Genomic DNA, 25120 nt, shown 5'->3' with positions numbered 1-25120 from the left:
CCGAAGCAACAGGAAGTGAGTCCCAAAATGGCTGAACTGCACACTCTATCCGTGTTGACCCTCGATGAGCCGGGTATTCTGGTCCGCATTGCGGGCATGTTCACCCGTCGAGGTTTCAGCATCCAGTCGATTACCTCGGGTGAAACTGAGACCGAGGGAGTCAACCGCATCACCGTCGTGGTTGAGACGGAGACGCTGCCGATCGAACAGATCACTAAGCAGCTGAACAAGCTGGTGCCCGTGCTGAAAGTGGTCCGCCAGCCCCCAGAGACCATGGTGTCGCGCGGACTGCTGATGGTGAAGGTTTCCTGCGACAACACCAATCGTCCGCAGGTAGTCGATGCCGCCAATCTCTTCCGTGCCCGTGTGGTGGACGTTTCTCAAGAGTCTGTCATCATTGAGGCGACGGGTGAGCGCTCGAAGCTTGTAGCCCTGCTGGAGGTCCTCGAGCCGTTTGGTATCCGTGAGCTCATTCAGTCCGGTACCGTCGCAATGGCACGTGGGCCGAAGCCGATGCTCCAGGCCCGCTAACAACTAAACGCTAAGATTTTTAACGAATCCGATTCGAAAAGAGGCTAACTTTAATGGCTATTGAACTGCTGTACGACGACGATGCTGATCTGTCCATCATCCAGGGACGTAAGGTTGCCATCCTGGGCTACGGTTCCCAGGGCCACGCTCACGCTCAGAACCTGCGCGAGTCCGGTGTCGAGGTTGTTATCGGTCTGCGTGAAGGCTCCAAGTCCGCTGTGAAGGCTCGGGAAGCTGGCTTCGAGGTTAAGTCCAACGCAGATGCCGCTGCATGGGCAGACGTCATTATGGTGCTGGTTCCGGACACCACCCAGGCAAGGGTTTACAGCGAGGACATCGAGCCGAACTTGAAGGACGGCGACGCGCTGTTCTTCGGCCACGGTCTGAACATCCACTTCGACCTCATCAAGCCGGCTGACAACATCACCGTCGGTATGGTTGCTCCGAAGGGCCCGGGTCACCTGGTTCGTCGTCAGTTCGTCGATGGCAAGGGCGTTCCGTGCCTGATTGCCGTTGACCAGGACCCGAAGGGCGAGGGCCGCGACCTGGCTCTGTCCTACGCTGCAGCTATCGGTGGCGCCCGCGCTGGCGTTATCCCGACCACCTTCGAGGCAGAGACTGTGACCGACCTCTTCGGTGAGCAGGCTGTTCTCTGTGGTGGCACCGAGGAACTGGTCAAGGTCGGTTTCGAGGTTCTGGTTGAAGCTGGCTACGAGCCGGAGATGGCATACTTCGAGTGCCTGCACGAGCTGAAGCTGATTGTTGACCTGATGTTCGAGGGCGGTATTGCCAACATGAACTACTCGGTCTCCGACACCGCTGAGTTCGGTGGCTACCTGTCTGGCCCGCGCGTTATTACCGCTGATACCAAGCAGCACATGCGCGAGATTCTGTCTGACATTCAGGACGGCACCTTCACCAAGCGCCTGATTGCCAACGTCGAGGGCGGCAACAAGGAGCTCGAGGACCTGCGCGCTTCCTACAACAACCACCAGATTGAAGAGGTCGGCTCCAAGCTGCGCGACCTGATGAGCTGGGTTAAGGTCGACGCTCGCGCTGAGACTGCCTAAGTTTGTTGCTTAAGCGAATCCCTCGCTTGTTCGCGAAGTAGGGCTTCATCACTGAGCTTCACCGCCGTGATGAGGCCCTTTTCGTATCTCTCTCACTAGTATTCTTTCACTGAACCGTGTGGGGTAGACGTGTGGAATAAACGTCTGAGCCAAAAGCAACTACTGCCAAACGGGTGTAGCCCCAGTCCTATCCGGGGTTCTAATCTGGGTTGAAAGGTCTCCCTCAACAAAGACGTTCGATAGTCTAATCGTTGAAATCAAATCATTTCACGGAGGTAAATGTGCGAGTATCCGCAATGACGCGGCGCGTGACGGCAACCGTTGCCCTGACGGTCAGCCTGGCGTTGGGGTCAAGCGCCTTGGTCGCGTGTGGAAATTCCGACAGCGCTGTTTCCACGAAGAAGGTGGACGCTGAATCGACGGTGCTTAGCGACGACATCGCAGCGTCGGAAAGCCTGATCGACAGTTCGGAAGCGGTTGTCGTTTCCTCGGCAGGCTCTGCTGAGCAGCGTAGGGCGGCAGGCATCGCGGTTGCTGCTGGTCTGCCGATGCTAGTGGCTGGTTCTGCCGAAGATGCGGAAGATGACAGTACCGCCAAGAGCCCGAAGAAGGATGCTCGTGGCCGTGATACCGGCGCCGATATCGCCGATGTGGAAAAAGAGATTGACCGCCTGGGCGCAAAGACAGTCCTTACTGTGGGGGCAGTTGACCTGACTGGGGAAGAGGGCCGTCAGATCATTGCGGATCCGGGTACGACCGATGGCCTTAAGGAGCTCGTCGGTACCGAGTTTAAGGTTCTCAAGGAGACGGAGTCGAAGCCGACTCGCGCTGTCGTTGAGATGGATCCGGAGAAGCCAACTGTCGTCGAGGGCGATGCAACGAAGGATGGGGCAGCCAACCAGGAGGCTCAGGATCGCGCCAGCGATGGGCAGGACGACAAGGGACAGGAGAGCGTCACCCTGCCGAAGGGATCTCCGAAGGAGGTCAAGGACACATTGGCACTGGCCGCACCGGGTACCGGTTTGGCCTCCATTGCTACGGCCCGTGCCGCTGGCCTGAAGGTCAGTTGGTTGCCGGTGGGCGACGCGCGTGCTACCTCTGAGTCGATTTCCGCTGCTCGCGACGGCGAGTCCCTGATTGCTCTGGGTAAGGTTTTCGGCGATAAGGACAAGTTTGATCAGTCCATCGAGCTTGCCAAAGATGACAAGGTTAAGGAGCTGCCAGGTGGAGGCACACTGCTGTTCCCCGGTCGTCATCTGATTGCAACGTATGGTCACCCAGGTGTCGCTCCATTGGGCGTGATGGGCGAGGATGATCCGGAGGATGCCGTCGCACGTGCGAAGGACTACGTCAAGCAGTACGAGAAGTTCGCTGATGACCCGGTACTGCCGGCCTTCGAGATTATCGCTTCGGTCGCGCAGGCTGACCCGGGTCCACGCGGTGACTACTCCGAGCCAGCTCCGGTTGAGGCTCTGAAGCCGTACGTCGAGGCCATGACCAAGGCCGGCGGCTACGTCATCATCGACCTGCAGCCGGGTAGTGCAGACTTCCTGGACCAGGCCAAGTTCTACGAAGAACTGCTGAAGATGCCAAACGTCGGTCTGGCGCTGGACCCGGAGTGGAAGATGGAACCGGGGCAGGTTCCGGCGACTCAGGTTGGTCACGTTAAGGCTGAAGAAGTCAACCGCGTTGCTGATTGGCTGGCTGAGCTGACTCGTAAGAACAACCTTCCGCAGAAGATGCTGATGCTGCACCAGTTCCAGCTACAGATGATTCGCGACCGTGAGACGCTGGATCTGTCGCACCCGGAGCTCGCATTCGTTCTGCATGCCGACGGCCATGGCACCGCGCAGGAGAAGTTTGAGACCTGGAACGTCATGTTGCAGGATTTGCAGCCGGAGATTTTCGAGGCGTGGAAGAACTTCATCGACGAGGATCAGCCGATGTTTACTCCTGAGGAGACCATGAACATCGAGCCGCGTCCGTGGTTGGTTACGTACCAGTAGGTTATAGACCAGCAGAAATAAAAATATAACGCGAAATATTTGCCGACTTGAATGTCGGGGGCAACGGCGCTTACTCCCTAAACAAAGGGTAGTAAGCGCCGTTTTGCTTAGGTAAGTCCCCCCGTGTCTCACCCCCAGAGTTTATGATGAGACGTAATGCGCGTGCACGCTTTAGTAGTTTTCTTAAGTGACACCGCACATACTGCATAAACTTTTCGAGACAAACCAGGAGATGCTTGTGAGCCAGAACGCTCGCCCCGTTGTCCTCATCGCCGACAAGCTGGCACAGTCCACTGTGGACGCATTGGGGGATTCCGTTGAGGTCCGTTGGGTAGATGGCCCGAACCGCGCTGAGCTCCTGGCTGCGGTTGGTGATGCTGACGCACTTCTCGTCCGCTCCGCTACCACCGTGGATCAGGAAGTCCTCGAGGCTGCTCCGAATCTGAAGATCGTCGGTCGCGCCGGCGTTGGCCTGGATAACGTCGACATCGATACCGCTACCAAGCGCGGCGTCATGGTTGTCAACGCTCCGACCTCTAATATTCACTCTGCATGTGAGCACGCAATCGCACTGCTGCTGGCCACCGCTCGCCAGTTGCCGGCTGCGGACGCGTCCCTGCGTGAGGGAGAGTGGAAGCGCTCTTCCTTCAAGGGTGTCGAAATCTTCGGCAAGACCGTCGGTATCGTCGGTTTCGGTCACATCGGCCAGCTGTTTGCGCAGCGTCTCGCTGCTTTCGAGACCAACATCATTGCGTACGATCCGTACGCGAACCCGGCTCGTGCTGCTCAGCTCGGTGTTGAGCTGGTTGAGCTGGAAGACCTGATGTCTCGCGCTGATTTCGTGACCATCCACCTGCCGAAGACCAAGGAAACCGCTGGCATGTTCGATGCTGAGCTCCTGGGCAAGGCCAAGAAGGGCCAGATCATCATCAACGCTGCCCGCGGCGGTCTCGTCGACGAGCAGGCGCTTGCCGACGCGATCAAGGCAGGCAACATCCGCGGTGCTGGCTTCGACGTATACGCGACCGAGCCGTGCACGGATTCCCCGCTGTTTGGTCTGCCGGAAACTGTTTGTGCTCCGCACCTGGGTGCCTCCACCGTTGAGGCTCAGGACCGTGCGGGTACCGATGTCGCTAAGTCCGTGCTGCTGGCACTGGCTGGCGAGTTCGTCCCGGATGCTGTCAACGTTTCCGGTGGCGCTGTCGGTGAAGAGGTGGCCCTGTGGCTCGAGCTGGCTCGTGAGCTGGGGCTGGTTGCTGGCGGTCTGCTCGAGGGCGCTCCGGCCGCTGTTGAGGTCACCGCTCGCGGTGAGCTGCACACTGAGGACGTTAACGTTCTGGGTATGGCAGCAATCCGTGGACTGTTCTCCCTCATGGTGGAAGAGCCGGTCACTTTCGTCAACGCTCCGCGTATCGCAGAAGAGCGTGGTGTGACCTTCACTGTCGAGACCGAGCCGGAGTCCGTCTCCCACCGCTCCGTTCTCGAAGTCAAGGTCATCGGTGCTGATGGCTCCACCGCTACCGTCGTTGGTGCTCTCACTGGCCTGAACCGCGTCGAGAAGATTGTCCGTATCAATGGCCGCGGCATCGACATGCGTGCTCAGGGCCGTAACCTCTTCCTGCTGTACAAGGACGTTCCGGGCGCTCTGGGTTGCGTTGCTACCACCCTGGGTGAGTCCGGCATCAACATCGAGGCTGCTGCTCTGTCTCCGCAGGAAGCAGATCAGACTGCCATCCTGGTGCTGCGCGTTTCCAAGGAGGTTCCGGAGGAGCTCGTCGAAAAGATTACCGAGGAGATCTCCGCTACCCACGCTCTGCAGCTTGAGCTGGACTAGTTCTGAGCGCCTAGACGTTTTAGAGCTAGTCTCTAGCGCAGCTTCTACTGCATGAAAAATCCCCTCCGCATGGAGGGGATTTTTGTTTCCCAGCTGATCTATGCAGCCGTAGCCCTACTGCCTAGCCCTTCATCGAGCCCTTCTCAATCATGTTGACGTGGAAGTCGAAAGCAGTACGCAGATCGTGCGGGGTAGACATGCCCGGAGCGGTCTTCAGCGCGCGCTCGTAGTACTCCTCCAGCAGTGGCTGGTACTCCGGGTGTGCAACGGAAATCAACTTCGCCACGCGGTCACGTGGTGCCAGGCCACGCAGGTCAGCGAATCCACGCTCGGTGATGATGACCATGGCGTCGTGCTCGGTGTGGTCAATGTGCGAAGCGAACGGAACGATAGTCGAAATCGCACCGTCCTTCGCCAGCGACGGCGAGATGAACGAAGAAACGAAGGCGTTACGGGTGAAGTCACCGGAACCACCGATGCCGTTCATCATTCGGGAGCCGTTGATGTGGGTGGAGTTGACGTTGCCGTAGATGTCGGCCTCAATCATGCCGTTGGTGGCGATCAGGCCGACGCGACGGACAACCTCCGGGTGGTTAGAAATCTGCTGCGGGCGCAGAATGATGTTCTCGCGGTAGCGAGCAGCCTCGTTGTTCATACGCTCGGCAGCTTCCGGAGACAGGGAGAAGGAGGTAGCCGAAGCGACGGTCATCTTACCTGCGTCAATCAGGTCAATCATGCCGTCCTGAATAACCTCGGTGTAGGCCTTGATGTTCTCAAACTTGGAGTCCAACAGACCCGCCATCACGGCGTTCGGAACGTTACCGACGCCCGACTGCATGATGTACTGGTCGTAAGCCAGGCGACCCGCGCGAACTTCGCCCTCGAGGAAGTCGAGGAAGTGGCCGGCAATGGCCTTCGAGGTCTCATCCAACGGCTTGAACGGGGAGTTGCGGTCCGGCGCGTTGGTCTCGACAACTGCGACAACCTTGTCCAGGTTGATGTCGATGTAAGGGGTGCCAATGCGGTCACCCGGAGCGTTGATCGGCACCGGCGTGCGGTTAGGCAGGTGCTGAATGCGGTAGATGTCGTGCATGCCCTCGAGTTCCTCGGACTGCCACGAGTTGACCTCAATGATGATCTTGTCAGCGTTGTCCATCCACTCGACGTTGTTGCCAACGCTTGACGACGGAACGAGGTGTCCATCTTCCGTAATACGAGTGACCTCAACAATTGCGGCGTCAATCGGCAGGAAGCCCTGCTCGATGTACAGCGCGGAGTGGGAGAGATGGATGTCCTGGTACTTCGCCTTGCCCGAGTTGATGGACTTACGCAGTGCCGGATCGCCCTGGTACGGCATGCGGTAGCGGATGATGTCAGCTTCTGCCATCACGCCGTCACAGTCCGGGGCAGTGGAAGCGCCAGTGTAGATGTCGACAGCGAACTCTTCACCCTTGGCGTGGAGTTCCTTGCCGCGGTTTGCCAGCGCAGTCGGCAGAGCCTTCGGGTAGCCAGCACCGGTGAAGCCAGAGATGCCGAGGGCATCACCATGATTGATAAACTGTGCAGCCTCGTCGGCGGTCATTACCTTGCCGCGCAAACCGGCATGTGCGATGCGATCAGACATGTCATCTCCTAGATAGACTGTTCGACTTTAGTTTTGTCGCCTAACCTAGCATGCGCTAACAGTGTGTTGCCACACCCGCAGGTTGAGAAGTGATTTATGACACTCTGATCGCTTCAGCGGGTCGTTTATCGGCGCTCTTCCAGGGGCTTTGTTACAGCAATTCCCGCACTTCTTCGTCGGTCAGCATGGCATCCTCGAACGCTTGCAGTGTGGCCTCTGGGTTAAATTTCACACCGATGAGTACGACCTCATTGGATGGTGGGACATCGGTCTGCGCCCACATGACGGCAGGGGTGATTTTCAGGTTCGGCCCCGCCTGACTCCACACGTGGGCGACTTCGAGGCGGTCGGAAATCCAGCAGTGCCCCTTGGATCGTACGAGCCCCTTTGTGCCGCGGAGAGCCTTGATTAGTCGTTCGCGGTCGAAGGGTCGATTGCCTCGGAAAACAACCGAAGAAATGCCGTATTCTTCAGTCTCCGGCGTGTGGGGATTCGCAAGTTCTTCTGCATATCCGTGGAAAGTGGCCGCGGTACCTTCGTCGTAAAGCGATGCGTCGAGAATGGCAGAGGTGGCGATTTCGCCGTTAGTCACGCGGACGATGCGTGCGCGGGGGTTCATTGCGCGGATCGTTTCCTCGGTACCGCCGGTGAGCTTTTCGCCGGCGAGGTCGGATTTGGTGATGAGGATGAGATCGGCGAATTCCACCTGGTCGACGAGGAGGTCGGCGACCGTGCGTTCGTCGTCAGGCAGTGCGCGTCCCTGGCGGAGACTGTCGAGGAATGTAGAGGCGTCGACGAGCGTGACCATCGTGTCGATGGGGGCGATGTCGGCGAGGCGACGGCCGTCGTCGAATTCCCACTCGAAGGTAGCGGCGACTGGCATGGGCTCGGAGATGCCGGTGGATTCGATGACGATGTGCTCGAACTTGCCGCTGCGCGCGAGCTTGCCGACGTTTTCAACGAGGTCATCTCGCAGCGTGCAGCAGATGCAGCCGTTGGACATTTCGATGAAACGGTCCTCGCCGCGCTCGAGATATGTGCCTTGCTCGATGAGGGCGGCGTCGACGTTGACTTCCGAGAAGTCGTTGACGATGACCGCGATTTTGCGCCCCTGTGAGTTTGCCAGGAGGTTGTTGAGGAGGGTGGTCTTGCCGGCGCCCAGGAATCCGGACAGGACGGTGACGGGAGTGGTCTCGGTGGTGCTATCAGAAAATTCGGTAGAAGTCACCCGACAAGATTAGCGTACTGAAAATGATTATCAATAACTACTGCGCGAATTGAGCTAGGCGAGGGGTCGTAAATGTGTCGTACGGCTTATTGTCAGACAGTTGTGACGTAGGGCATAAAACGGTGTTGTAGTCGGCTTTAGTGTCGCGTGAAGTGTGCCTAAAATGGGGGCGCTTTCGGGCATCTGAATGAAAGGCACTAACCGCTTCGTTGATAGGGTTGGGGGTGTGCTTTGGTGTTCGAGGCACTACCCCCGATAGTCGCGTTGGGGGATATAGAAAGGTGAATTCATGTCAGATCGTATTGCCCATGCTGGTCTCAAATCCAAGGTGATGACCGCGCAGGAGGCGGCGCAGTTCATTAACCACGGAGACATGGTGGGCTTTGCCGGATTTACCGGTGCTGGCTACCCGAAGGTTGTCCCGCCGGCTCTCGCTGAGCGCATGGAGGCCGCTCACGAGCGTGGCGACGAGTTCAAGATTAAGGTCTTGACCGGCGCGTCTACCGCTCCGGAACTTGATGGTGCGCTGGCGAAGGCCAATGGTGTTGAGTGGCGTATGCCGTACCAGTCCGACCCGGGAATGCGTAACCGTATTAATGCAGGCGATGCCTTCTATAGTGATATTCACCTGTCGCACTCTGGCCCGATGACTGAGCAGGGCTTCTTTGGCCCGGTCAATGTTGCTGTGGTCGAAGCTGTTCGCATTAAGGCCGATGGATCCCTGATTCTTTCCTCTTCGGTTGGTAACAGCATTTCTTACTTGAATGCTGCAGAGAAGATCATTATTGAGGTCAACTCCTGGCAGTCCGAGGATCTCGAGGGTATGCACGACATCTACAGTGTTGGGCTGCCTCCGAACCGTAAGGAGATTCCGATTGTGAACCCGGGGGACCGCATCGGCACTCCGGATGTTCAGATCGATGTCGATAAGGTTGTCGCTGTCGTCGAGACGAACGCCGAGGACCGTAACTCGCCGTTCAAGCCGCTGGACGATGACTCTAAGGCCATTGCCGGCTACCTGCTCGACTTCCTCGATGGGGAGGTCAAGGCCGGTCGTCTGCCGGAGAACCTGCTGCCGATGCAGTCGGGTGTCGGTAACATTCCGAACGCTGTGCTCGCAGGCCTGCTCGACTCCAAGTATGAGAACCTGACCTCCTTCACTGAGGTTATCCAGGACGGCATGGTCGACCTGATGGATGCTGGCAAGCTGACCGTGGCTTCCGGTACCGCATTCTCGCTGTCCCCGGAGTACGCAGCTCGTATGAATGAGAATGCTGCTGACTACCGCGAGAAGATTGTTCTGCGTCCGCAGGACATCTCCAACAACCCGGGTCTGGTCCGCCGCATGGGGCTGATTACCACCAACGGCATGATTGAGGCTGACATCTACGGCAACGTCAACTCCACTCACGTGGCTGGCTCCCGCATGATGAACGGCATTGGCGGTTCCGGTGACTTCACCCGAAACGCCTACATCTCTACGTTTGTGTCCCCGTCGCTGGCTAAGAATGGCGACATTTCCGCAATCGTGCCGATGGTCTCTCACGTTGACCACACTGAGCATGACGTGATGGTCATCATCACTGAGCAGGGTCTGGCTGACCTCCGTGGGCTGGCGCCGCGTCAGCGTTCCCGTGTTGTCATTGAGAAGTGTGCGCACCCGATGTACAAGGAGGCGCTGCTCGAATACGTTGAGCGTGCTGAGAGGGTCACCCCGTACCTGCATACTCCGCATGACCTGGGTACTTCTTATGACTTCCACCGTCGTTTCCTCGAAAACGGTTCCATGAAGCCGGTCGACTAGGTTTCTAGTGCGGTTCCCGCTTTACGACGAAGTTTGCGTCGTAGGGCGGGATTTTCTTTCGGCTTTAGTTCGAAATAGTGTTCGAGTAATGTGGAGATTTTTGGGGTGCGCAGCGGTTTGAATCCGGGGTGGGGGGATATGGTGTGGGCGAATTGATAAAGAACTGTTCGTTAGGGGACCTCGTTAGGGAGGGGACAGTGCAATGTCAGAGTTGGAATCGTGTGGGGAATTTCGGTTCAGCCATGAGGTGAGGGCTCATTCGCTCGCTGAAGTGATGCGCGAGATTAATCGTCTGGAGATGGTTATCGCTCAGCGGGTCGCACCACCAGATGATGGCGATGTCGAAGCTCATTTGGCTTATTGGTCGGTGGTGCTTGGAATCTCACGCGCCGAAGTGAACAAATATATGGAAATTGGCTACATGCTTGGACGTATGCCGCAACTAGCGGAAATGTGTCAGGAGCGCGGGCATTTGTCGATGAGGCATTTAGCAATGCTTGGTAAACATACCCGACCTGTAGCCGATGACAAGGTTGACGCAGTGGAGTCGGGTCTCGTGGACGTCGTTAAGCCTAGGCGCGACGGGGAGGCACTCCGTGGCGTGCGTGCGATGGCAACGCGGGTGCAGCGAGTGATTGGTGAGTGTGCTCCGGAAGTGCGGCCACGTGATGTGGATGTCGCTGGGTTGCAGGCTGATAGGGTCCTGGCCCGGAATGTGGAGGCGACCGTAGATGCTGCAATTGATGCGGCGGCATACCAGGTCGAGGCGGATGGAGGGTCGGCGGATAATCCCGTGGAGTCGGAGGAGGTACGGGAGGTTCAAGCTGCGGCTCTCGACTACTTCGGCGATCGTATGACGGCTAAGGAGTTTATCGCAGTTGATGAACATGGTGACGCTGGAGTTACGACACTGACTACTGTCCTCGAGCGGCATCATGCAGTGGAAGCCCTTGCAATTATCGACGCAGTGGCTAAGAAGATGAAAGTGAGTCGCGCGGCAGCTTTCATGCATGCGTTACGCGGTACTTGTGAGGTGGAGGTGAATCTGGAACTCTTCCGAGTGCTCTCTCCCGGGGAGGATGGCGAACCGGAAAACACTCCAGTGTGGCTCGCTGGCGCAGGTTGGCTTTCTTCGCTGGTGGCCGAGTCTTGGCTGAAGCGGGTATCGACATTGCGGGTGCTGGGGGATAGTGCGGTTGAGGGGTATCGGCCCTCCGAGTCTCAGCGTGCATTCGTGCGTGCCCGTGACGGTGTGTAGTTTTCCTGGATGCGATGTCCCCGCGGAAAAGTGCGATATCGACCATATTGTGGAATTTGATCACAGCCTTTCCGGTGGTGAGCGGCAAAAGGAAGGGGTCACGCACACAGATAATCTCCATTGTCTCTGTCGAAGGCACCACAACCTCAAAACTGCCGGTATGTGGCGAGTTGTTCGAGGTGATGATGGGATCGAAGCTTGGACGTTCCTCTCTTGTGATGAAGGGCCGTTTGCGCAGTCGGAAAAAGAGCACACTGGGCATGGTCGTTACACCTTTGCCTCGCAGACTGAAAAGAAGACCGCTGCGCTGGCTGAGCACAATGAGAAACGTCGCAAATTGCATGACAATCTCCGCGGCCTAGTGGATAAGGTGCGGCGGGATATGGAAAAGGAGAGAGCAGTAGGCGGGGTGGATTGTGAAAACGATGGAGATGGTAAAAATCGCGCAGACAGTGACGGGGGTGAGCGCTAGGTTCTGCTACACTCATTTGTGTCCATATAGTGAGAAGGGTATCTCAAAAAATGACTGAGGCAGGAAAGCTGAAGATCGCCGTCATCCCGGGTGATGGCATCGGCACGGAAGTTACGGCAGAGGCACTGAAGGTGCTCAAGGCTGCTATCGGCGAGTTCGACACCACCGAGTACGACCTCGGCTCGCGTCGCTACTTGCGCAATGGCGAACTGCTTACCGACGCCGATCTCGACTCCCTGCGTGAGCACGACGCTATTCTGCTCGGTGCTATCGGTGACCCGGCGAACGTTCCTCCGGGTGTTCTCGAGCGCGGCCTGTTGCTGAAGATGCGCTTCGCGCTGGATCACCACGTCAACCTGCGTCCTTCCAAGCTCTTCCCGGGTGTCGAGTCACCGCTGAAGAACCCGGGCGAAATTGATTTCGTGGTCGTCCGCGAGGGAACCGAAGGTGCTTACACCGGTAACGGCGGTGCGATTCGCGTCGGCACGCCACACGAGGTTGCCAACGAGACCTCCGTCAATACCCGCTTCGGTGCTGAGCGCGTTGTTCGCTACGCCTTCGAGCTGGCTATGACCCGTCGTAAGAAGCTGACCCTTGTCCACAAGACCAATGTGTTGGTGCACGGTGGCGGTATGTGGCAGCGCACGGTCGATGAGGTCGCTAAGGAATACCCAGAGGTAGATGTCGATTACTCGCACATCGACGCTGCGACGATCTACCTCGTCACTAATCCTTCGCGTTTCGACGTCATCGTCACCGACAACCTCTTCGGCGACATCATTACTGATGAGGCTGGTGCAGTGTCGGGCGGTATCGGCCTGGCGGCGTCCGGCAACATTGACGCCTCTAATACCAACCCGTCCATGTTTGAGCCCGTTCACGGCTCCGCTCCCGACATTGCTGGCAAGGGGATCGCTGACCCGACCGCAGCCATTCTGTCGGGTGCCATGATGCTGCGCCACCTGGGTCGTGAGGAAGACGCTCAGCGCATCGAGGCTGCTGTGGAAGCTGACATGGCTACTCGCGGTAGTGGCCCGATCAAGACCGCTGAGGTTGGCGACCGCATTGCTGCTGCTTTGAAGTAGCGCAGTAAAAAATAGGGGGGGAGAGGGCTAGGCAATCACAGTTTTGCCATCGACGGTAGTGATGTGAGTCTTACCGTCGGCGGTGTGCTCGATGAAGTCCGACGCATGTCCGACCTGGCGAAGTACATCGATGATGGTGTCAAGGGGGTATGGGGATGAGCTTCCTGCGCCGTTATCGGAATCACCCCCTCCCAGTCCTGCCACTAGCGCATCCCTCGTAATCTCCGCATGTCCCAGGTGCTGAGCCGCCTCGTGGAAGACATGCACAATCACGCCTTCGATGCTGCCGCACCACCAACGGTCCTTATCGGTAGGAATAACAGCAGGAGCACCAGCGCGGTCCACGCCTTGCAACTCCACCAGCGCGGATTCAATGGCCGCGCGGTCACGGTGGTAAATCTCCAGCCCTTCCGAAACACTGCAATGAGCAGAAAACTCCCCATCGCGATCACGGACATAATCACGCCCAAGGCAGACGCGCTCGAGCCAGTACCTCGCGGATCCGGTCACATGTCGTAACAGCACGGCCAGGGAGTTAATGGCTGGGATGGGGAGGGTTGCATTGAAGGCGTCGTCGTCAAGCGTGGCGACGAGTGCCGCGAGCTTGTCCATCCTGCCGAGGATGTGGGCGTCGAGCGGCCATTCGGAATTTGTTGAAGCGCTGTGTGTGGAATTGGTCATAAGGTCGAGTATTCCCGCAAATCAGTCCTATTGGGAGCAAAAATAGGGGATAATTGACCCCATGACCGTCGAGCTTGCGGAAATCGCAGACTTCCTCAGCCATACTCGCCCCTTTTCGGACCTCAACGATGAAGAGCGCGCGACTATCCCACCGCTTTTGACCATGCGCTATGCCCGTCGTGGAACGGAGATTATCCGGGCGGGTGCGGATAACAACAGCTGTTTCATTATTCGCTCCGGCATGGTGGATCTCTTTGACCCAGCTGGCACGCTGTTGGACAGGCGAGATGTGGGAGATCATTTCGGCTATTCGACGCTGCTGAGCAGTGACCCTTCGCTATACACGATGACGGCAGTGGAGGACTGCGTATTCCTAGTGATCTCCAAGGAGGTTTTTGACCAGCTCAATGAGCAGTTCGTAGAGGTCCGGCGCTATTACGGCGGTGAGAACGCGCGCATTCGCGCAGTGGCATCGAAGCTGCGGAGTACTGCGGCATCGGAGTCATTGCGCACACGGGTTGCGGATCTGATGGAAACATCGCTGGTGACCTGCAGTGCTGATGCGACAGTACAAGAGGCGGCGCAGATTATGACGGAGCGGAATGTCTCCAGTTTGCTCGTAATGGAGTCTGCAGGCGCCAACCAGAGCCCGCTCGTCGGCATCATCACTGACCGTGACCTCCGTCGTCGAGTGCTGGCAGAGGCGAAGCCCGCGGCGACGCTTGTAAGCGAAGTGATGACCGGGAACCCGGAAACCATCAGTCCCGACCTGCTGGTTTTTGAGGCCATGCTGCTGATGGCTGAGCGCGGTTACCATCATCTGCCGGTGCACGACGGGACGAGAGTGGTCGGCATGATTGTCATTGGTGACCTGCTGCGCAGTCTGCACACCGATCCCGTGTACGCGACGGCGACGCTGGCGCGGAAGAGCGATATCTCGGAGATTGCGGAGATTGCTCAGAACGCGCGGCGGATTGTCGGCCGGTTTATTGACCGAGGTGATTCGGGGGAGGAGGTCGCCAAGCTGCTGACTGCCGTGGCCGATGCTGTCACCCGACGCCTGGTTGCGCTGGCGGAGGAAAAGCTTGGGCCGCCACCAGTCAGCTACGCCTTTGCGGTACTGGGTTCGCATGGGCGCGGGGAGATGGGGCTCGCGTCCGATCAGGACAATGCGCTTGTTCTCGCCGACGACTACGACGCCGACGCTCATGCTGACTATTTCGCCGCGCTTAGCGACGAGATTTGCACCAACCTCGACCGAGTCGGTTATCCGCTCTGTCCAGGGGACATGATGGCCAGCAATCCTGCGTGGAGGATGACCAAGTCGCAGTGGCTGCGCACGTTCCACGGGTGGATTACGGCACCGGAGGCAGAGGCCCTGTTACATGCACAGACCTTCTTCGACATGCGTGGGGTAGCGGGCGACGTGCAACTGGTAGAGAGCCTTCGTGCGGCCTACCTGCCGCTGGCTCAGGGGTCGCAGCGCCTGCATGCGCACTTGGCCAAGCTCGCGGCCTGGCGGGAGCCGCCGCTCGGCTTCTTCCGGGGCCTAGTGCTGGAAAAGGGCGGCGATCACGCAGAGACCCTGGACATCAAAAAGGGGGGAACTGCTGCTGTGGTGCAGATGGCGCGTCTATTTACTGTGGCGGCCGGCCTGCCACAGCTGTCGACGCGTGAACGCTTGGCGGCGAGTGCGGGTGCCGGAAGCGTGAGCCGTCAGGGTGCGCAGGATCTGGCGGATGCGTTCGAGTTCCTGTGCACGGTGCAGCTTCATCACCAGCAGGCCCAGTTCAACGCTGGCGAGCAGCCGAATAACCACATCTACCCGAAGCGTCTCTCCAGCCTGGAACGCGAGCACCTGCGCGATGCGTTTGGTGTTATCCGCAAGTTGCAGCAGAGCCTCGGGGCGAAGTATCCCATCCGGGCGATGTCGTGAGCGCGCAATGTTGAAGTTTTTCAAACCCCGCAAGAAACTCTTGGACGCACCTATCCGCGACAATGCTTGGCTCGCGGTCGATGTGGAAACCACCGGTCTGGATCCCTCCAAAGATCAGTTGCTTTCCATCGGTTGGGTTGCCGTCGAAGGCCGCGACATCGTGCTGGAAGAGTCGGGTCACCTTCTCATTCGCCCAGAGCGCGAGGAGGTGAGCGTCGGCGAGTCGGCGACGGTGCATGGGCTTACCGACGACATGGTCGCAACCGGGGTAGAGGCAGAGGTGGCCGTCGGCAAGCTGTTAGAAGCTCTACGGGGACGGAAGCTGCTGGCGCACTACGCGCGGATGGAAGTTGGTTTCCTGGATCCGTTGTGCCGGAAGTACTTTGATGCGCGCTTTGATGTGCCGGTGGCGGACACGATGACACGCGAGTACGACGCAATTCTGCGAGCCAACCGCGAGCCGGTCCGTGATGAGCTGCGGTTGTGGTCACTGTGCGACAAGTACGGCATTCCCCGTTTTAAGGCCCATCATGCGTTCAACGATGCGCTGGCTTGTGCGTTGGTGTGGCTTGCGCAGGAATCGCGCGGAGTTTAAATCGTACATGTTTGAGAGTGGGGGTCATTGCATAGTTATTGCAATGTGACGTGTACCCTATTTTTATGCGTATTGCTCGAATCGCCCACCCAGAGGGCATGTGCTTCGCGCTCGTCGAGGGCGAAGGCAATGAAGTTACTTTGCACGAGATCGAAGGGCACCCTTTCGGTCAGCTGAATAAGACTGGTCGTTCCTGGCCGCTTGCCGACGTACGTCTGCTTGCCCCGATGCTGCCGTCGAAGGTCATCGCTATTGGTCGTAACTACGCTGACCACGTCGCCGAGGTGTTCAAGAAGTCGGCAGAATCGCTGCCGCCGACGATGTTCATTAAGCCGCCGACGGCCGTTATTGGTCCGGAAGCGCCGATTCGCATTCCGGATTTCGCCACTAACGTCGAGTTTGAGGGCGAGCTGGCACTGGTTATTGGTAAGCCGTGCAAGAACGTCAAGAAGGAAAACGCTCACGATGTGATCTTCGGATACACCATCGTCAATGATGTTTCTTCCCGTGACCTGCAGTTCGCCGACGGTCAGTGGGCGCGCGCAAAGGGCATCGATACCTTCTGCCCGCTGGGCCCGTGGATCCAGACGGAGCTGGACTACAACGAGCTTCCAATCAAGGCGCACCTGACTCACGAGGGTGTTACCGAGACTAAGCAGGACTCCAACTCCAACCAGATGATTATGTCCATCCCGGAGGTCATCGAGTTCATCACCGCCTCGATTACGCTGCTGCCGGGTGACGTCATCTGCACCGGCTCCCCGGCCGGTACCGCTGCGATGTTCCCGGGCGACCGCATCGAAATCGAGATTCCGGGTATTGGCAAGCTGGCCAACCCGGTGGAGCGGGCTTAAGCCGCTAGGGGCTTAAGCGCCCTTAACTCCAAAAGCGCGGAGTACAGTGCCCATCTTGGCGCTGGTCTCCGTGACTTCTTCTTCTGGGTCGGAGTGCGACACAATGCCGCCTCCGGCCCATAGTCGTGCCACGGACCCCTCAGTGTCGATTTCGGCACAGCGAATGGAGACCACGAACTCACCGTCGCCATTCTCATCGCACCAGCCGACAGCGCCCGAGTAGAAGCCGCGGTTGGTCTCTACGGCCTGAATAACGCCGAAGGCGGATTCCGTCGGCGTGCCACAAATGGCTGGTGTCGGGTGCACCACCAGCGCCAAATCCAGCGCGGACAGCGACGGATCCTTCAACCGACCGCGGATATGCGTGGCCAAGTGCCACATCTCGGCGGTGCTCATCAGCTCGGGGCTGTCCGGAACATCCAGCGAACTGCACAGTGGCGCCAAGTTGTCGGCGATGTCGTCGACGACGAAGGCATGCTCGTCTAGGTTCTTGCGCGAGTCCGCTAAACGACGGGCCGACGCCCGGTCCACCTCTTCATTCCGGGACCTCGGCAGCGACCCGGCCAAGGGAAACGCCTCAACGATGTCGCCCGTACGGCGGACCAGCATCTCCGGGGAGGAACCGATGAGCAACTTGCCCTCATAATCGGAACCGGCGGGGGAGAGATCCACGACAAAGCCATCGCGGTTGGGGGATCCGTCGATCAGCCGCGATGCGAGTAGGAGCGGGTCAATCGGGGGATCGATTTCGAGTTCCACGGCGCGCGCGAGCACGACCTTTTCCAGCGCCGAGTACTCGATTGTGCGGATTGCTGCGGCGATGCGCTCAGCGTGCTCATCGAGCGGGGGATCGTAAGCGACGATGCTGGCGTGAGGCTTGGGTGCGTTCCAGCGGTAGTGCGCGGGTGGCTCCAGCGGCTGCGAGGAGCGGATGACTTCCCGGGGAACGGTCAGGGCGGCGGGCTTGTCCAAGTCGAAGGGCAGGGCGCCGACCACCATTTTGTGAATGCCCGAGTGCAGTCCCTCGGCTGCGAGCCAGGGGTCGGAAATCTGCTCTTCAATACCTTGCGTGCGGATGGAGCCGTGCGCACGGGAGAGCAAAAAATCAGGAGCGGTGGTTGGGCGGGACGTGTCCCAGCGCGTCGAACGTTTCGGAGTCGCTGCAGGCTCGTTCGACGGGTGAGACTTTTCCTGCTGCTCTTCTTCGTTTCCGCCGCCCAGAGAGGGGTGGTTTTCCATGGACATAGCCCTAACCCGCCTCCTCAATCTAAACCCAGTTGTGCTCCAGTTTAAGGGGCAGGCTAACCCCTGCCCAAAAAGGGCATACCCGCAGCGGTAATCGTAAGCTGATCGATGACGGCACCTGCCGGCAGATTCGCGGCGTAGAGGAAAGTTTCCGCAGCCTGCTTGGCATCGAACATCGGCTCGCTGCCTGTGAACGTCCCCAACAGGTCAGTCTGCGCATTGCCAATATCAATGCGCGTTGCCGTGATGCCATACTCGCGTCCGTCGAGGGCAAGCACGTGGGTCATTCCGGCAAGCGCGCTTTTCGACGTCGCGTACGCCGCCGTGTGTGCTCTCGGCACCTGCGCTGCGATAGAACAATTGACCAGGATTCGGCCGCCCGCTTGCTCTGTCTTCCCCTCGCACCCCGCCTTCATCCGCGAAAAAGCCTCGCGTGCACACAGGTACGAGCCGACCACATTCGTATCGATGACCGCCCGGAAGTCTTCAATGCCGGTCTCTCCGAACTCCGCGGGCGTGCCGGGCAGCCCCGCATTGAGCACTGCAACATCGATGGTTCCCGTAGCCACCTGCGCGTTCTCAAACATCGCACGGACCTGTTCGGGGTCGGTGATGTCACACCTGGAGTAGGTGATGTTGTCCGCTTCGGCGGCAACAGTCTCGAGCGCGTCGATACGCCTGCCGCAGATATGCACGTGCCAGCCATCGGCGGCGAAAGCCAGAGCAATTTCGCGACCAATGCCCGCGCCGCCACCAGTTACTACTACCGTTTTGGTCATGAGCACCATTATTAACTGTTCTACGGTCTACGCACACATGTCCCCGCACGATGCTGTCAACGCCGCGCGTGACGACGGCTACGCGGCCGTGGAATTCTGGTGGCCATTTGACCTCGCAGTGCCCGCACCCGATGAGGTTTCCGCCTTTTGTGACCTCTTTGACGACAGCCTTGGTCTTTATGCCATGAACCTGTGGGGAGGGGACATGACAGCGGGGCAGCGAGGAGTGCTCGATACAGACGGGCTGCCCACGGGGCACCTGGAAGCAGTGAGCCAGATCGCGCGAGCCACGGGGCTGAAATGCTCTAACGTGCTGCTGGGGCGGTCTGGGGAACTGGCGGACCTGCAAGTGCACCGACTGACTGAGATCACTGCCCAGCTGGAGCTCAGCGGTGTCCGCGCGTTGATTGAGCCGCTGTCCGGGATGGACGATTACCCCATTACCGATCCTTGGCAGGCCGAGGAGTTAGCGCAACAGACTGGTGCTGGCGTGCTCGCCGACTTCTACCACTTTGCGGCCAATGGCGTGGACGTGGATGCCTGGCTCACCGATGTGGAGGCCGGAAGAGTGAGCCTGCCGGCGCACGTCCAGATTGCCGATTTCCCAGGCCGCGGCGTGCCGGGCACCGGTGAGGCGCCACTGCGCAGCTGGGTTGAGCGGCTGCGCGCCGCTGGATACGCCGGTGAAGTGACTGGGGAATGGACTCTGTAACCCTATGTAAAACCCTATGCATGCCTGCAGGTGGGAGGGCGGGTATCGTGGGAAAGCATGTCAGATGTTCGCGTACGCTTTTGCCCGTCGCCAACCGGTACCCCGCACGTTGGCCTCATCCGCACCGCCCTGTTCAACTGGGCATATGCCCGTCACACTGGTGGCAAGCTGGTCTTCCGCATCGAAGATACCGATGCCGCTCGCGACTCCGAAGAGTCCTATCAGGCAATCATCGAGGCCCTGAATTGGCTCGGTATTGACTGGGACGAGGGCATCGATGTCGGTGGTCCGCACGGCCCGTACCGCCAGTCGCAGCGCAAGGACATCTACGCCGATGTGTTGCAGCGCCTCATTGACGCTGGTGAAGCTTACGAGGCCTTTTCCACCGCTGAAGAGGTTGAGGAGCGCCACAAGGCCGCCGGCCGTGACCCGAAGCTGGGCTACGACAACTACGACCGCAACCTGACCGAGGAGCAGAAGGAAGCCTTCCGTGCAGAGGGTCGCAAGCCGGTGATCCGCCTGCGCATGCCGGACGAGGACATTGTCTTCGAGGACCTCGTTCGCGGTCGCATTGAGTTCAAGGCCGGCCTGGTTCCGGACTTTGTCATCGCCCGCTCCAACGGTGAACCGCTCTACACCCTGGTTAACCCGGTCGATGACGCTCTGATGGAGATTACTCACGTCCTGCGTGGTGAGGATTTGCTGCCATCGACCCCGCGCCAGATTGCTCTCTACGAGTCGCTGAAGCGTATCGGTGTCGCCAAGTTCACCCCGGAGTTCGGTCACCTGCCGTTCGTTATGGGCGAGGGCAATAAGAAGCTGTCCAAGCGCGACCCACAGTCCAACCTCTTCATCCACCGCGATAACGGTTTCATCCGCGAGGGTCTGCTGAACTACCTGGCTCTGCTGGGTTGGTCTATGGACGGCGATCAGGACATCTTCACCATGGACGAGATGGTTAAGGCCTTCGATATCCACGATGTGCTGTCCAACCCGGCCCGCTTCGACCAGAAGAAGGCCGACGCTATCAACGCCGACCACATCCGCATGCTCGATCCGAAGGACTTCGAACAGCGTCTGCGCACGTATTTGGAAAGCCACTTTGACTTCCCGTCCGACTACCCGGCGGATAAGTTCGCTTTCCTGGCAACGCTGCTGCAGACTCGTGTGAAGACGCTTTCCGACGCCTGGGACCTCTCGAAGTTCCTGGTTGTGGAAGAGGACGAGTTCACCTTCGATGAGCGCTCGGCACGCCGTAACTTCAAGGAAGACGCTGTTGCTGTCCTGGAGGCCACCATTGCAGCTGTGGAGCCGCTCAGCGAAGAGGACTTCATCACCGAGAAGCTCGAAGCTGCACTTCAGAAGGCCCTCATCGAGGACCTGGAGCTGAAGCCACGCAAGGCCTTCGGCCCGGTGCGCGTGGCTGTAACTGGTGCTCAGGTATCGCCGCCGCTGTTCGAGTCCATGGAGCTGCTTGGCCGCAGCCGCAGCCTGAGCCGACTGCGCAAGGCTCTCGAGGTCACTCCTTTTACTGCTGCTCAGTAAAGAGTGCGAGCTGGGCTGAGCGAAGCAGGTTCGTGTAAGAGCCCGCTTCCTTGCCCACCTTCTGCGGGTCGCGGTTCAGCATGTTCATGGAGGTTTCGCGGTAGTCCTTGACCAGCGACCCCATGTGGTTATTGAAGAACTCGTGCCAGTCGGTTCCCCAGTAGACCGTGCCGTCTTCGTTTTGCTTGAGCAGTGCGGCAAAGGCGTACACGAGTGGGTAGATGAACCCGTCCGGAATCGCGTAGCCGATGGGCTGGCGGTAGAACTTCGAGTACTTCTGTGGAGTTTTGCCAGTCCGCGGATTCTTCTTGTTGGCCTTGTCAACAGCATCAATGCCGCCGAATTTGCCGCCACTCTTGTTGTAGAGATCGGGTAGCTCCGCGTTGATGCGCTCGAAAATATCGATGAAGTCACGCGTGAGGTTCAAGGCACTGCGGACCTTCTCGTTGTAGAGAACGACCTCTTCGGTGCGCTCATTGATACTTTCAGTGCTGGGCTTAGTGACCTCTGGGGAACTCATGACATCCTCGAAGCGGTCAAGCAGCTTGGCCTTTCCGGAGTAGAGGCTGGTAGGGGTCGGTGCTTCAATCTGCTTGCCGTCGGCATCCTTCGGCAGGTCAATACAGGACAGTGGAATCCACGCCATAGCGATGACATCGCCCACCTTTAGTCGACCAGTATCGTTGGTGCGCCACTGCACGTTGTCGCTAATTCCCTGCGGCAGAGCATGCTTCAGATCGTCAAAGTAGCCGGCGCGATTGAGCTTTGCTTCCGCCTTGAGCTCCGCATTGTTGTTGCGGGCGGCACAGATATCGAGCAGAGCATCGGAGAAGTCCTGCACAGTGTCCTCGTCCCGAGCACCGGGAACGAGTACCTCTACCGGAACCTTGGCATCGAGCTCGGTGAGGCTTTCGTCGGCAAGCAATTCCTCGATTTCCTCGGAGCGCTCCATCCAGACCTCCTTCATTTCGGACCACGTCTTGATTTTGCGGCTAGGCGGTGGAGTGAGCTTGCCCAGGACGAACAGCGCAATAGCCAGCGAGTTGTGGCCGCCGTCGAGGATGCCTTCGATGCGACGGTTGCTGAAGGTGAAGCGGTAGAGATTGTCTTCACTGGTGAACTGAGTGGAGGCCAGGAGCACACCCTTGGACTTGTAGGCGAAGAGCTCCGGCGTGGTGTCGATGGTTTCCATGATGGCATCGGTGATGCGGCCGGTGCGGGACACGCGTGGGTTGGCATCGAGGTTGAGGCCCGAGATGATTTTCGCGAACTGACGGATAGTGACAGTGCCGATGACGCGGCCGATGGTGCCGTTCATTTGCTCCGTGATGTCGGAGAACTCCAGCTCGAGTGTGATGGGGGCGGTTGCTGTTGCCGTTGTTGTGGGGGAAGTCATGATGCTTGCCTTTCAGGGATGGTTTGTGGTGTGTGGCGGCTGTTTGCCAGCCGCTTCACCACGAAGTGTCTCCTGAAGGGCGGATCGACTTTGAGCTGCGATCGAATGGGCTTTCGATCTGGGATTGCGTTAGTTAGATGCACTGCATTGGTTATGCATTAGTTATGCGCTCTGCTGAGGTGGGCTGTGGGGAACTCGCGAATTTAAACGAACCTTTGACAACGAACCTTTGACCAGGTGATTTGCTCTTGTTCACGCCAATTGGCTATATTATTCCTCGTTGCGTTCAGCAGCGATGGCCTATGGTGTAATTGGCAACACAACGGTTTCTGGTACCGTCATTCTAGGTTCGAGTCCTGGTAGGCCAGCAGTGAAGAAGTTCATTGTTGAATGTATTCACTAACTGCAAGGTTCTAAGCCCCGTTCGTCTAGCGGCCTAGGACGCCGCCCTCTCACGGCGGTAACACGGGTTCAAATCCCGTACGGGGTACAAAGACAGCGCGAAAGCGCCAGTCTTTAATGGCCTATGGTGTAATTGGCAACACAACGGTTTCTGGTACCGTCATTCTAGGTTCGAGTCCTGGTAGGCCAGCGGAATTCGCTTGCTTAACTAACTTGATTAGTTGAGTTGAATTCAGTTCTAAGCCCCGTTCGTCTAGCGGCCTAGGACGCCGCCCTCTCACGGCGGTAACACGGGTTCAAATCCCGTACGGGGTACAAAGTTACTCCCCAGTCAGTTGGCTGGGGAGTTTTTGTTTTTTAAGAATCGAGGCCGCTATGACCAGAGGTGACTATGACCAGTGAACGTTTCGCACGACTGAAGCTTCTCCTAGGGGAGGAGGGGCTGGAAACGTTGGCTGAATCTACCGTCATGGTTGTCGGACTCGGAGGCGTGGGGTCGAGTTGTGCCGAAGCTCTCGCGAGAGGTGGCGTGGGCAACCTCATCTTGATTGACGGCGATGTCGTGGAGCCGAGCAATCTCAACCGTCAGGCGCTGGCATTTGTCTCCACGATTGGTCGGGTCAAAGCCGAGGTTATGGAGGCGATGGTTGCCGATATCAACCCGGATTGTACGACCTATGCCCGCCAGATTTTTCTCACACGCGAAAACCTGTCAGAGACCTTCGAGAAGTTCCCGCGTCCGGATTACATCATCGACGCTATCGACGATGTCACCGGGAAAATTGAGATCGCGCAGTGGTGCGCGGAAAATCGCATCCACCTCATTTCCGCTATGGGCGGCGGAAATAAGCTCGACCCATCTCGGCTGACCTTCTCAAAAATCAATAAGACAAAGGTCTGTCCGCTGGCGAAGGTCGTCCGTCAGGTGTGTATCCGCCGACGCATTCGCGGTCTTGAAGTGCTGTACTCATCCGAAGAGCCTGTGCGCATTGCGGACAAGGGCAGCGGCACCAAAGCGGAAACCCTCGGTACCATGAGCTACATACCGCCAATCATGGGGCAGATGCTGGCCGGAAAGGTCATTCGCCGTCTGCTCGGGTTCGAGGAAACCCCGCTGGCCCCGCGAATCGGCGGTCCAGCCGACGATAGCCAGCCACCGACGGAAAAGTAATGCGGTTCATCGATACCCACTTTCACTACGACTTCCTGCCACAGGATTCGCGCGAGCGTTTTAAGGCTGATCTTGCACGGGAGGGTGTAGAGATTATCGCGCAGACGGTCCGGCCCTCCGGCTTTGTCGAGCTAGAGAGTGAAAGCTTGCCCATGGCCGCCGTGGGCTATCACCCGTGGTACATCGATGGCAACTATGAGCGAGAGCTCGAGATTTTTCGCGCGGCCCTCCCTCGCACTCGCTTCATCGGCGAGATTGGCTTGGACTTCGCGCCCCGCAGGCTTGACGACGTTTCTGCCGAGACTCAAATCCATGTCTTTACCAGCATCCTGGATGCTGTCCAAGCCTCGAGCCTGTCACATATCCTGTCCATTCACACGGTTCGGAGTGCTGGTGTGGTGCTTGGCCTAATCGAACCACGTTTGGACACCAGCTCCAGCGTCGCACCAGGCGAGACCTTCGTGCCCATCTTTCACCGCTTCGGTGGCACTAGCGATGAACTGACGCGGCTGATCCGCGCCGGTGGTTATATCTCCGTCAACCCGCTCATGTTGCGGACAAAGCGCGGACGGGCCTATGTGTCGCAGGTGCCCGTCGATAGGCTCTTGCTGGAGACAGACCTTCCGCGCGAGCCTGGAAGCGGTGACGCGGTGGAAGCGGTCGCTGCAGAGGTAGTCGCTGCGTTGCGGGAAACTGTCGCCGAGGTTGCGGCCTTGCGAAAAATGGATGAAGCGGAGCTTGCAAACGAGCTGGCCAACAATGCGAAAACGCTAGGGATTTAATGCCTTAACCTGCGGATTTGCAGTTACTATCCACGTCTAGTGTATTGTTTAACAAGTCCGCAGCGCGCGGATGAAAAGTTCTAAGCCCCGTTCGTCTAGCGGCCTAGGAC

The 25120-nt window shown here is 58.5% G+C and carries 21 protein-coding genes and 4 tRNA genes; 19 read left to right on the top strand and 6 right to left on the bottom strand.

The window, feature by feature from the left end:
- Positions 1-27 precede the first annotated feature (27 nt).
- From ilvN to serA, 4 genes are all read left to right on the top strand, one after another.
- Positions 28-531, top strand: a complete 504-nt coding sequence (gene ilvN, locus HMPREF2849_RS08665) for an acetolactate synthase small subunit (protein WP_048735338.1) — start codon at positions 28-30, stop codon at positions 529-531.
- A 53-nt stretch (positions 532-584) separates the two neighbouring features.
- A complete protein-coding gene (gene ilvC / locus HMPREF2849_RS08660; protein WP_049194075.1) occupies positions 585-1601 on the top strand; it encodes a ketol-acid reductoisomerase in 1017 nt (338 codons plus the stop codon).
- 281 nt (positions 1602-1882) lie between these two features.
- Positions 1883-3607, top strand: a complete 1725-nt coding sequence (locus tag HMPREF2849_RS08655) for a hypothetical protein (RefSeq protein WP_070862883.1) — start codon at positions 1883-1885, stop codon at positions 3605-3607.
- A gap of 238 nt (positions 3608-3845) precedes the next feature.
- Positions 3846-5441: a phosphoglycerate dehydrogenase gene (serA, locus tag HMPREF2849_RS08650; protein ID WP_070862891.1), complete on the top strand. Its 1596-nt coding sequence runs from the start codon at positions 3846-3848 to the stop codon at positions 5439-5441.
- A gap of 121 nt (positions 5442-5562) precedes the next feature.
- Here the strand turns inward: serA and HMPREF2849_RS08645 are convergent, their stop codons facing one another.
- A complete protein-coding gene (locus HMPREF2849_RS08645; RefSeq protein WP_049172105.1) occupies positions 5563-7065 on the bottom strand; it encodes an acetyl-CoA hydrolase/transferase family protein in 1503 nt (500 codons plus the stop codon).
- 151 nt (positions 7066-7216) lie between these two features.
- Positions 7217-8293, bottom strand: coding sequence for a GTP-binding protein (locus HMPREF2849_RS08640; protein WP_049172106.1), 1077 nt, complete (start codon positions 8291-8293; stop codon positions 7217-7219).
- Positions 8294-8582: 289 nt separating this feature from the next.
- On the opposite strand from HMPREF2849_RS08640, the gene HMPREF2849_RS08635 reads away from it, so the two are divergent.
- The 4 genes from HMPREF2849_RS08635 (at position 8583) to HMPREF2849_RS08620 (ending at position 12912) form a co-directional block, all read left to right on the top strand.
- Positions 8583-10097 carry an acetyl-CoA hydrolase/transferase family protein gene (locus tag HMPREF2849_RS08635; protein WP_070605060.1) on the top strand — a complete coding sequence of 505 codons (1515 nt, stop codon included), beginning with the start codon at positions 8583-8585 and terminating at the stop codon, positions 10095-10097.
- A gap of 202 nt (positions 10098-10299) precedes the next feature.
- Positions 10300-11355, top strand: coding sequence for a hypothetical protein (locus tag HMPREF2849_RS08630; protein ID WP_070862882.1), 1056 nt, complete (start codon positions 10300-10302; stop codon positions 11353-11355).
- Positions 11356-11404: 49 nt separating this feature from the next.
- Positions 11405-11827, top strand: a complete 423-nt coding sequence (locus HMPREF2849_RS08625; protein ID WP_070603765.1) for a hypothetical protein — start codon at positions 11405-11407, stop codon at positions 11825-11827.
- Between the two features lie 68 nt (positions 11828-11895).
- Positions 11896-12912 carry a 3-isopropylmalate dehydrogenase gene (locus HMPREF2849_RS08620; RefSeq protein ID WP_101687711.1) on the top strand — a complete coding sequence of 339 codons (1017 nt, stop codon included), beginning with the start codon at positions 11896-11898 and terminating at the stop codon, positions 12910-12912.
- Positions 12913-12939: 27 nt separating this feature from the next.
- Here the strand turns inward: HMPREF2849_RS08620 and HMPREF2849_RS08615 are convergent, their stop codons facing one another.
- A complete protein-coding gene (locus HMPREF2849_RS08615) occupies positions 12940-13593 on the bottom strand; it encodes a mycothiol transferase (protein WP_070862880.1) in 654 nt (217 codons plus the stop codon).
- A 61-nt stretch (positions 13594-13654) separates the two neighbouring features.
- Here HMPREF2849_RS08615 and HMPREF2849_RS08610 point away from each other — a divergent pair, with 61 nt between their 5' ends.
- The 3 genes from HMPREF2849_RS08610 to HMPREF2849_RS08600 all read left to right on the top strand — a co-directional run bounded on the left by HMPREF2849_RS08610 (position 13655) and on the right by HMPREF2849_RS08600 (position 16978).
- Positions 13655-15529 (top strand): DUF294 nucleotidyltransferase-like domain-containing protein, encoded by a 1875-nt coding sequence (locus HMPREF2849_RS08610; protein ID WP_049172113.1) that lies wholly within the window; start codon positions 13655-13657, stop codon positions 15527-15529.
- Positions 15530-15569: 40 nt separating this feature from the next.
- Positions 15570-16124 carry a 3'-5' exonuclease gene (locus HMPREF2849_RS08605; RefSeq protein WP_246821108.1) on the top strand — a complete coding sequence of 185 codons (555 nt, stop codon included), beginning with the start codon at positions 15570-15572 and terminating at the stop codon, positions 16122-16124.
- A 65-nt stretch (positions 16125-16189) separates the two neighbouring features.
- Positions 16190-16978, top strand: coding sequence for a fumarylacetoacetate hydrolase family protein (locus tag HMPREF2849_RS08600; RefSeq protein ID WP_048735367.1), 789 nt, complete (start codon positions 16190-16192; stop codon positions 16976-16978).
- A 12-nt stretch (positions 16979-16990) separates the two neighbouring features.
- Here HMPREF2849_RS08600 and HMPREF2849_RS08595 read toward each other — a convergent pair whose 3' ends face one another.
- Positions 16991-18223, bottom strand: coding sequence for an isochorismate synthase (locus HMPREF2849_RS08595; protein WP_070605049.1), 1233 nt, complete (start codon positions 18221-18223; stop codon positions 16991-16993).
- 56 nt (positions 18224-18279) lie between these two features.
- On the bottom strand, positions 18280-19002 hold the full coding sequence (locus HMPREF2849_RS08590; RefSeq protein ID WP_070605133.1) for an SDR family oxidoreductase: 723 nt from the start codon (positions 19000-19002) through the stop codon (positions 18280-18282).
- On the opposite strand from HMPREF2849_RS08590, the gene HMPREF2849_RS08585 reads away from it, so the two are divergent.
- Both HMPREF2849_RS08585 and gltX read left to right on the top strand, forming a co-directional pair.
- Positions 19001-19714 (top strand): TIM barrel protein, encoded by a 714-nt coding sequence (locus HMPREF2849_RS08585; RefSeq protein WP_246815975.1) that lies wholly within the window; start codon positions 19001-19003, stop codon positions 19712-19714. The genes HMPREF2849_RS08590 and HMPREF2849_RS08585 overlap by 2 nt on opposite strands.
- 57 nt (positions 19715-19771) lie before the next feature.
- Positions 19772-21259: a glutamate--tRNA ligase gene (gltX, locus tag HMPREF2849_RS08580; RefSeq protein ID WP_070546718.1), complete on the top strand. Its 1488-nt coding sequence runs from the start codon at positions 19772-19774 to the stop codon at positions 21257-21259.
- Here the strand turns inward: gltX and HMPREF2849_RS08575 are convergent.
- Entirely contained in the window at positions 21243-22655 is a 1413-nt protein-coding gene (locus tag HMPREF2849_RS08575; protein WP_224433166.1) for a hypothetical protein, read from the bottom strand. The genes gltX and HMPREF2849_RS08575 overlap by 17 nt on opposite strands.
- Positions 22656-22951: 296 nt before the next feature.
- Here HMPREF2849_RS08575 and HMPREF2849_RS08570 point away from each other — a divergent pair.
- The 6 genes from HMPREF2849_RS08570 to HMPREF2849_RS08545 all read left to right on the top strand — a co-directional run bounded on the left by HMPREF2849_RS08570 (position 22952) and on the right by HMPREF2849_RS08545 (position 25010).
- Positions 22952-23023: transfer RNA gene (locus HMPREF2849_RS08570), tRNA-Gln, on the top strand.
- Positions 23024-23072: 49 nt separating this feature from the next.
- Positions 23073-23145: transfer RNA gene (locus tag HMPREF2849_RS08565), tRNA-Glu, on the top strand.
- Between the two features lie 30 nt (positions 23146-23175).
- A tRNA-Gln gene (locus HMPREF2849_RS08560) sits at positions 23176-23247 on the top strand.
- A 52-nt stretch (positions 23248-23299) separates the two neighbouring features.
- A tRNA-Glu gene (locus HMPREF2849_RS08555) sits at positions 23300-23372 on the top strand.
- Positions 23373-23448: 76 nt separating this feature from the next.
- Positions 23449-24228 carry a tRNA threonylcarbamoyladenosine dehydratase gene (locus HMPREF2849_RS08550; RefSeq protein WP_049171606.1) on the top strand — a complete coding sequence of 260 codons (780 nt, stop codon included), beginning with the start codon at positions 23449-23451 and terminating at the stop codon, positions 24226-24228.
- The gene (locus tag HMPREF2849_RS08545) at positions 24228-25010 is read left to right on the top strand and encodes a TatD family hydrolase (protein WP_049171604.1); all 783 of its coding nucleotides are present in this window, start codon (positions 24228-24230) and stop codon (positions 25008-25010) included. Before HMPREF2849_RS08550 ends, HMPREF2849_RS08545 begins: the two co-directional genes overlap by 1 nt.
- Positions 25011-25120: the final 110 nt, after the last annotated feature.

This window comes from Corynebacterium sp. HMSC073B01, assembly GCF_001838255.1.
Classification (GTDB): domain Bacteria; phylum Actinomycetota; class Actinomycetes; order Mycobacteriales; family Mycobacteriaceae; genus Corynebacterium; species Corynebacterium jeikeium_D.
Note: the sequence above shows the minus strand (reverse complement) of the source record. Positions and strands in the feature narration are given on the sequence as shown.

What these genes read in the sequence shown, in the direction of transcription:
- ilvN (WP_048735338.1), top strand. Translation starts at nt 28, where the DNA reads ATGGCTGAACTGCACACTCTATCCGTGTTGACCCTCGATGAGCCGGGT.
- ilvC (WP_049194075.1), top strand. Translation starts at nt 585, where the DNA reads ATGGCTATTGAACTGCTGTACGACGACGATGCTGATCTGTCCATCATC.
- HMPREF2849_RS08645 (WP_049172105.1), bottom strand. Translation starts at nt 7,065, where the DNA reads ATGTCTGATCGCATCGCACATGCCGGTTTGCGCGGCAAGGTAATGACC.
- HMPREF2849_RS08635 (WP_070605060.1), top strand. Translation starts at nt 8,583, where the DNA reads ATGTCAGATCGTATTGCCCATGCTGGTCTCAAATCCAAGGTGATGACC.
- HMPREF2849_RS08630 (WP_070862882.1), top strand. Translation starts at nt 10,300, where the DNA reads ATGTCAGAGTTGGAATCGTGTGGGGAATTTCGGTTCAGCCATGAGGTG.
- HMPREF2849_RS08615 (WP_070862880.1), bottom strand. Translation starts at nt 13,593, where the DNA reads ATGACCAATTCCACACACAGCGCTTCAACAAATTCCGAATGGCCGCTC.
- HMPREF2849_RS08610 (WP_049172113.1), top strand. Translation starts at nt 13,655, where the DNA reads ATGACCGTCGAGCTTGCGGAAATCGCAGACTTCCTCAGCCATACTCGC.
- HMPREF2849_RS08600 (WP_048735367.1), top strand. Translation starts at nt 16,190, where the DNA reads ATGCGTATTGCTCGAATCGCCCACCCAGAGGGCATGTGCTTCGCGCTC.
- HMPREF2849_RS08595 (WP_070605049.1), bottom strand. Translation starts at nt 18,223, where the DNA reads ATGTCCATGGAAAACCACCCCTCTCTGGGCGGCGGAAACGAAGAAGAG.
- HMPREF2849_RS08585 (WP_246815975.1), top strand. Translation starts at nt 19,001, where the DNA reads ATGAGCACCATTATTAACTGTTCTACGGTCTACGCACACATGTCCCCG.
- HMPREF2849_RS08590 (WP_070605133.1), bottom strand. Translation starts at nt 19,002, where the DNA reads ATGACCAAAACGGTAGTAGTAACTGGTGGCGGCGCGGGCATTGGTCGC.
- gltX (WP_070546718.1), top strand. Translation starts at nt 19,772, where the DNA reads ATGTCAGATGTTCGCGTACGCTTTTGCCCGTCGCCAACCGGTACCCCG.
- HMPREF2849_RS08575 (WP_224433166.1), bottom strand. Translation starts at nt 22,655, where the DNA reads ATGACTTCCCCCACAACAACGGCAACAGCAACCGCCCCCATCACACTC.
- HMPREF2849_RS08550 (WP_049171606.1), top strand. Translation starts at nt 23,449, where the DNA reads ATGACCAGTGAACGTTTCGCACGACTGAAGCTTCTCCTAGGGGAGGAG.
- HMPREF2849_RS08545 (WP_049171604.1), top strand. Translation starts at nt 24,228, where the DNA reads ATGCGGTTCATCGATACCCACTTTCACTACGACTTCCTGCCACAGGAT.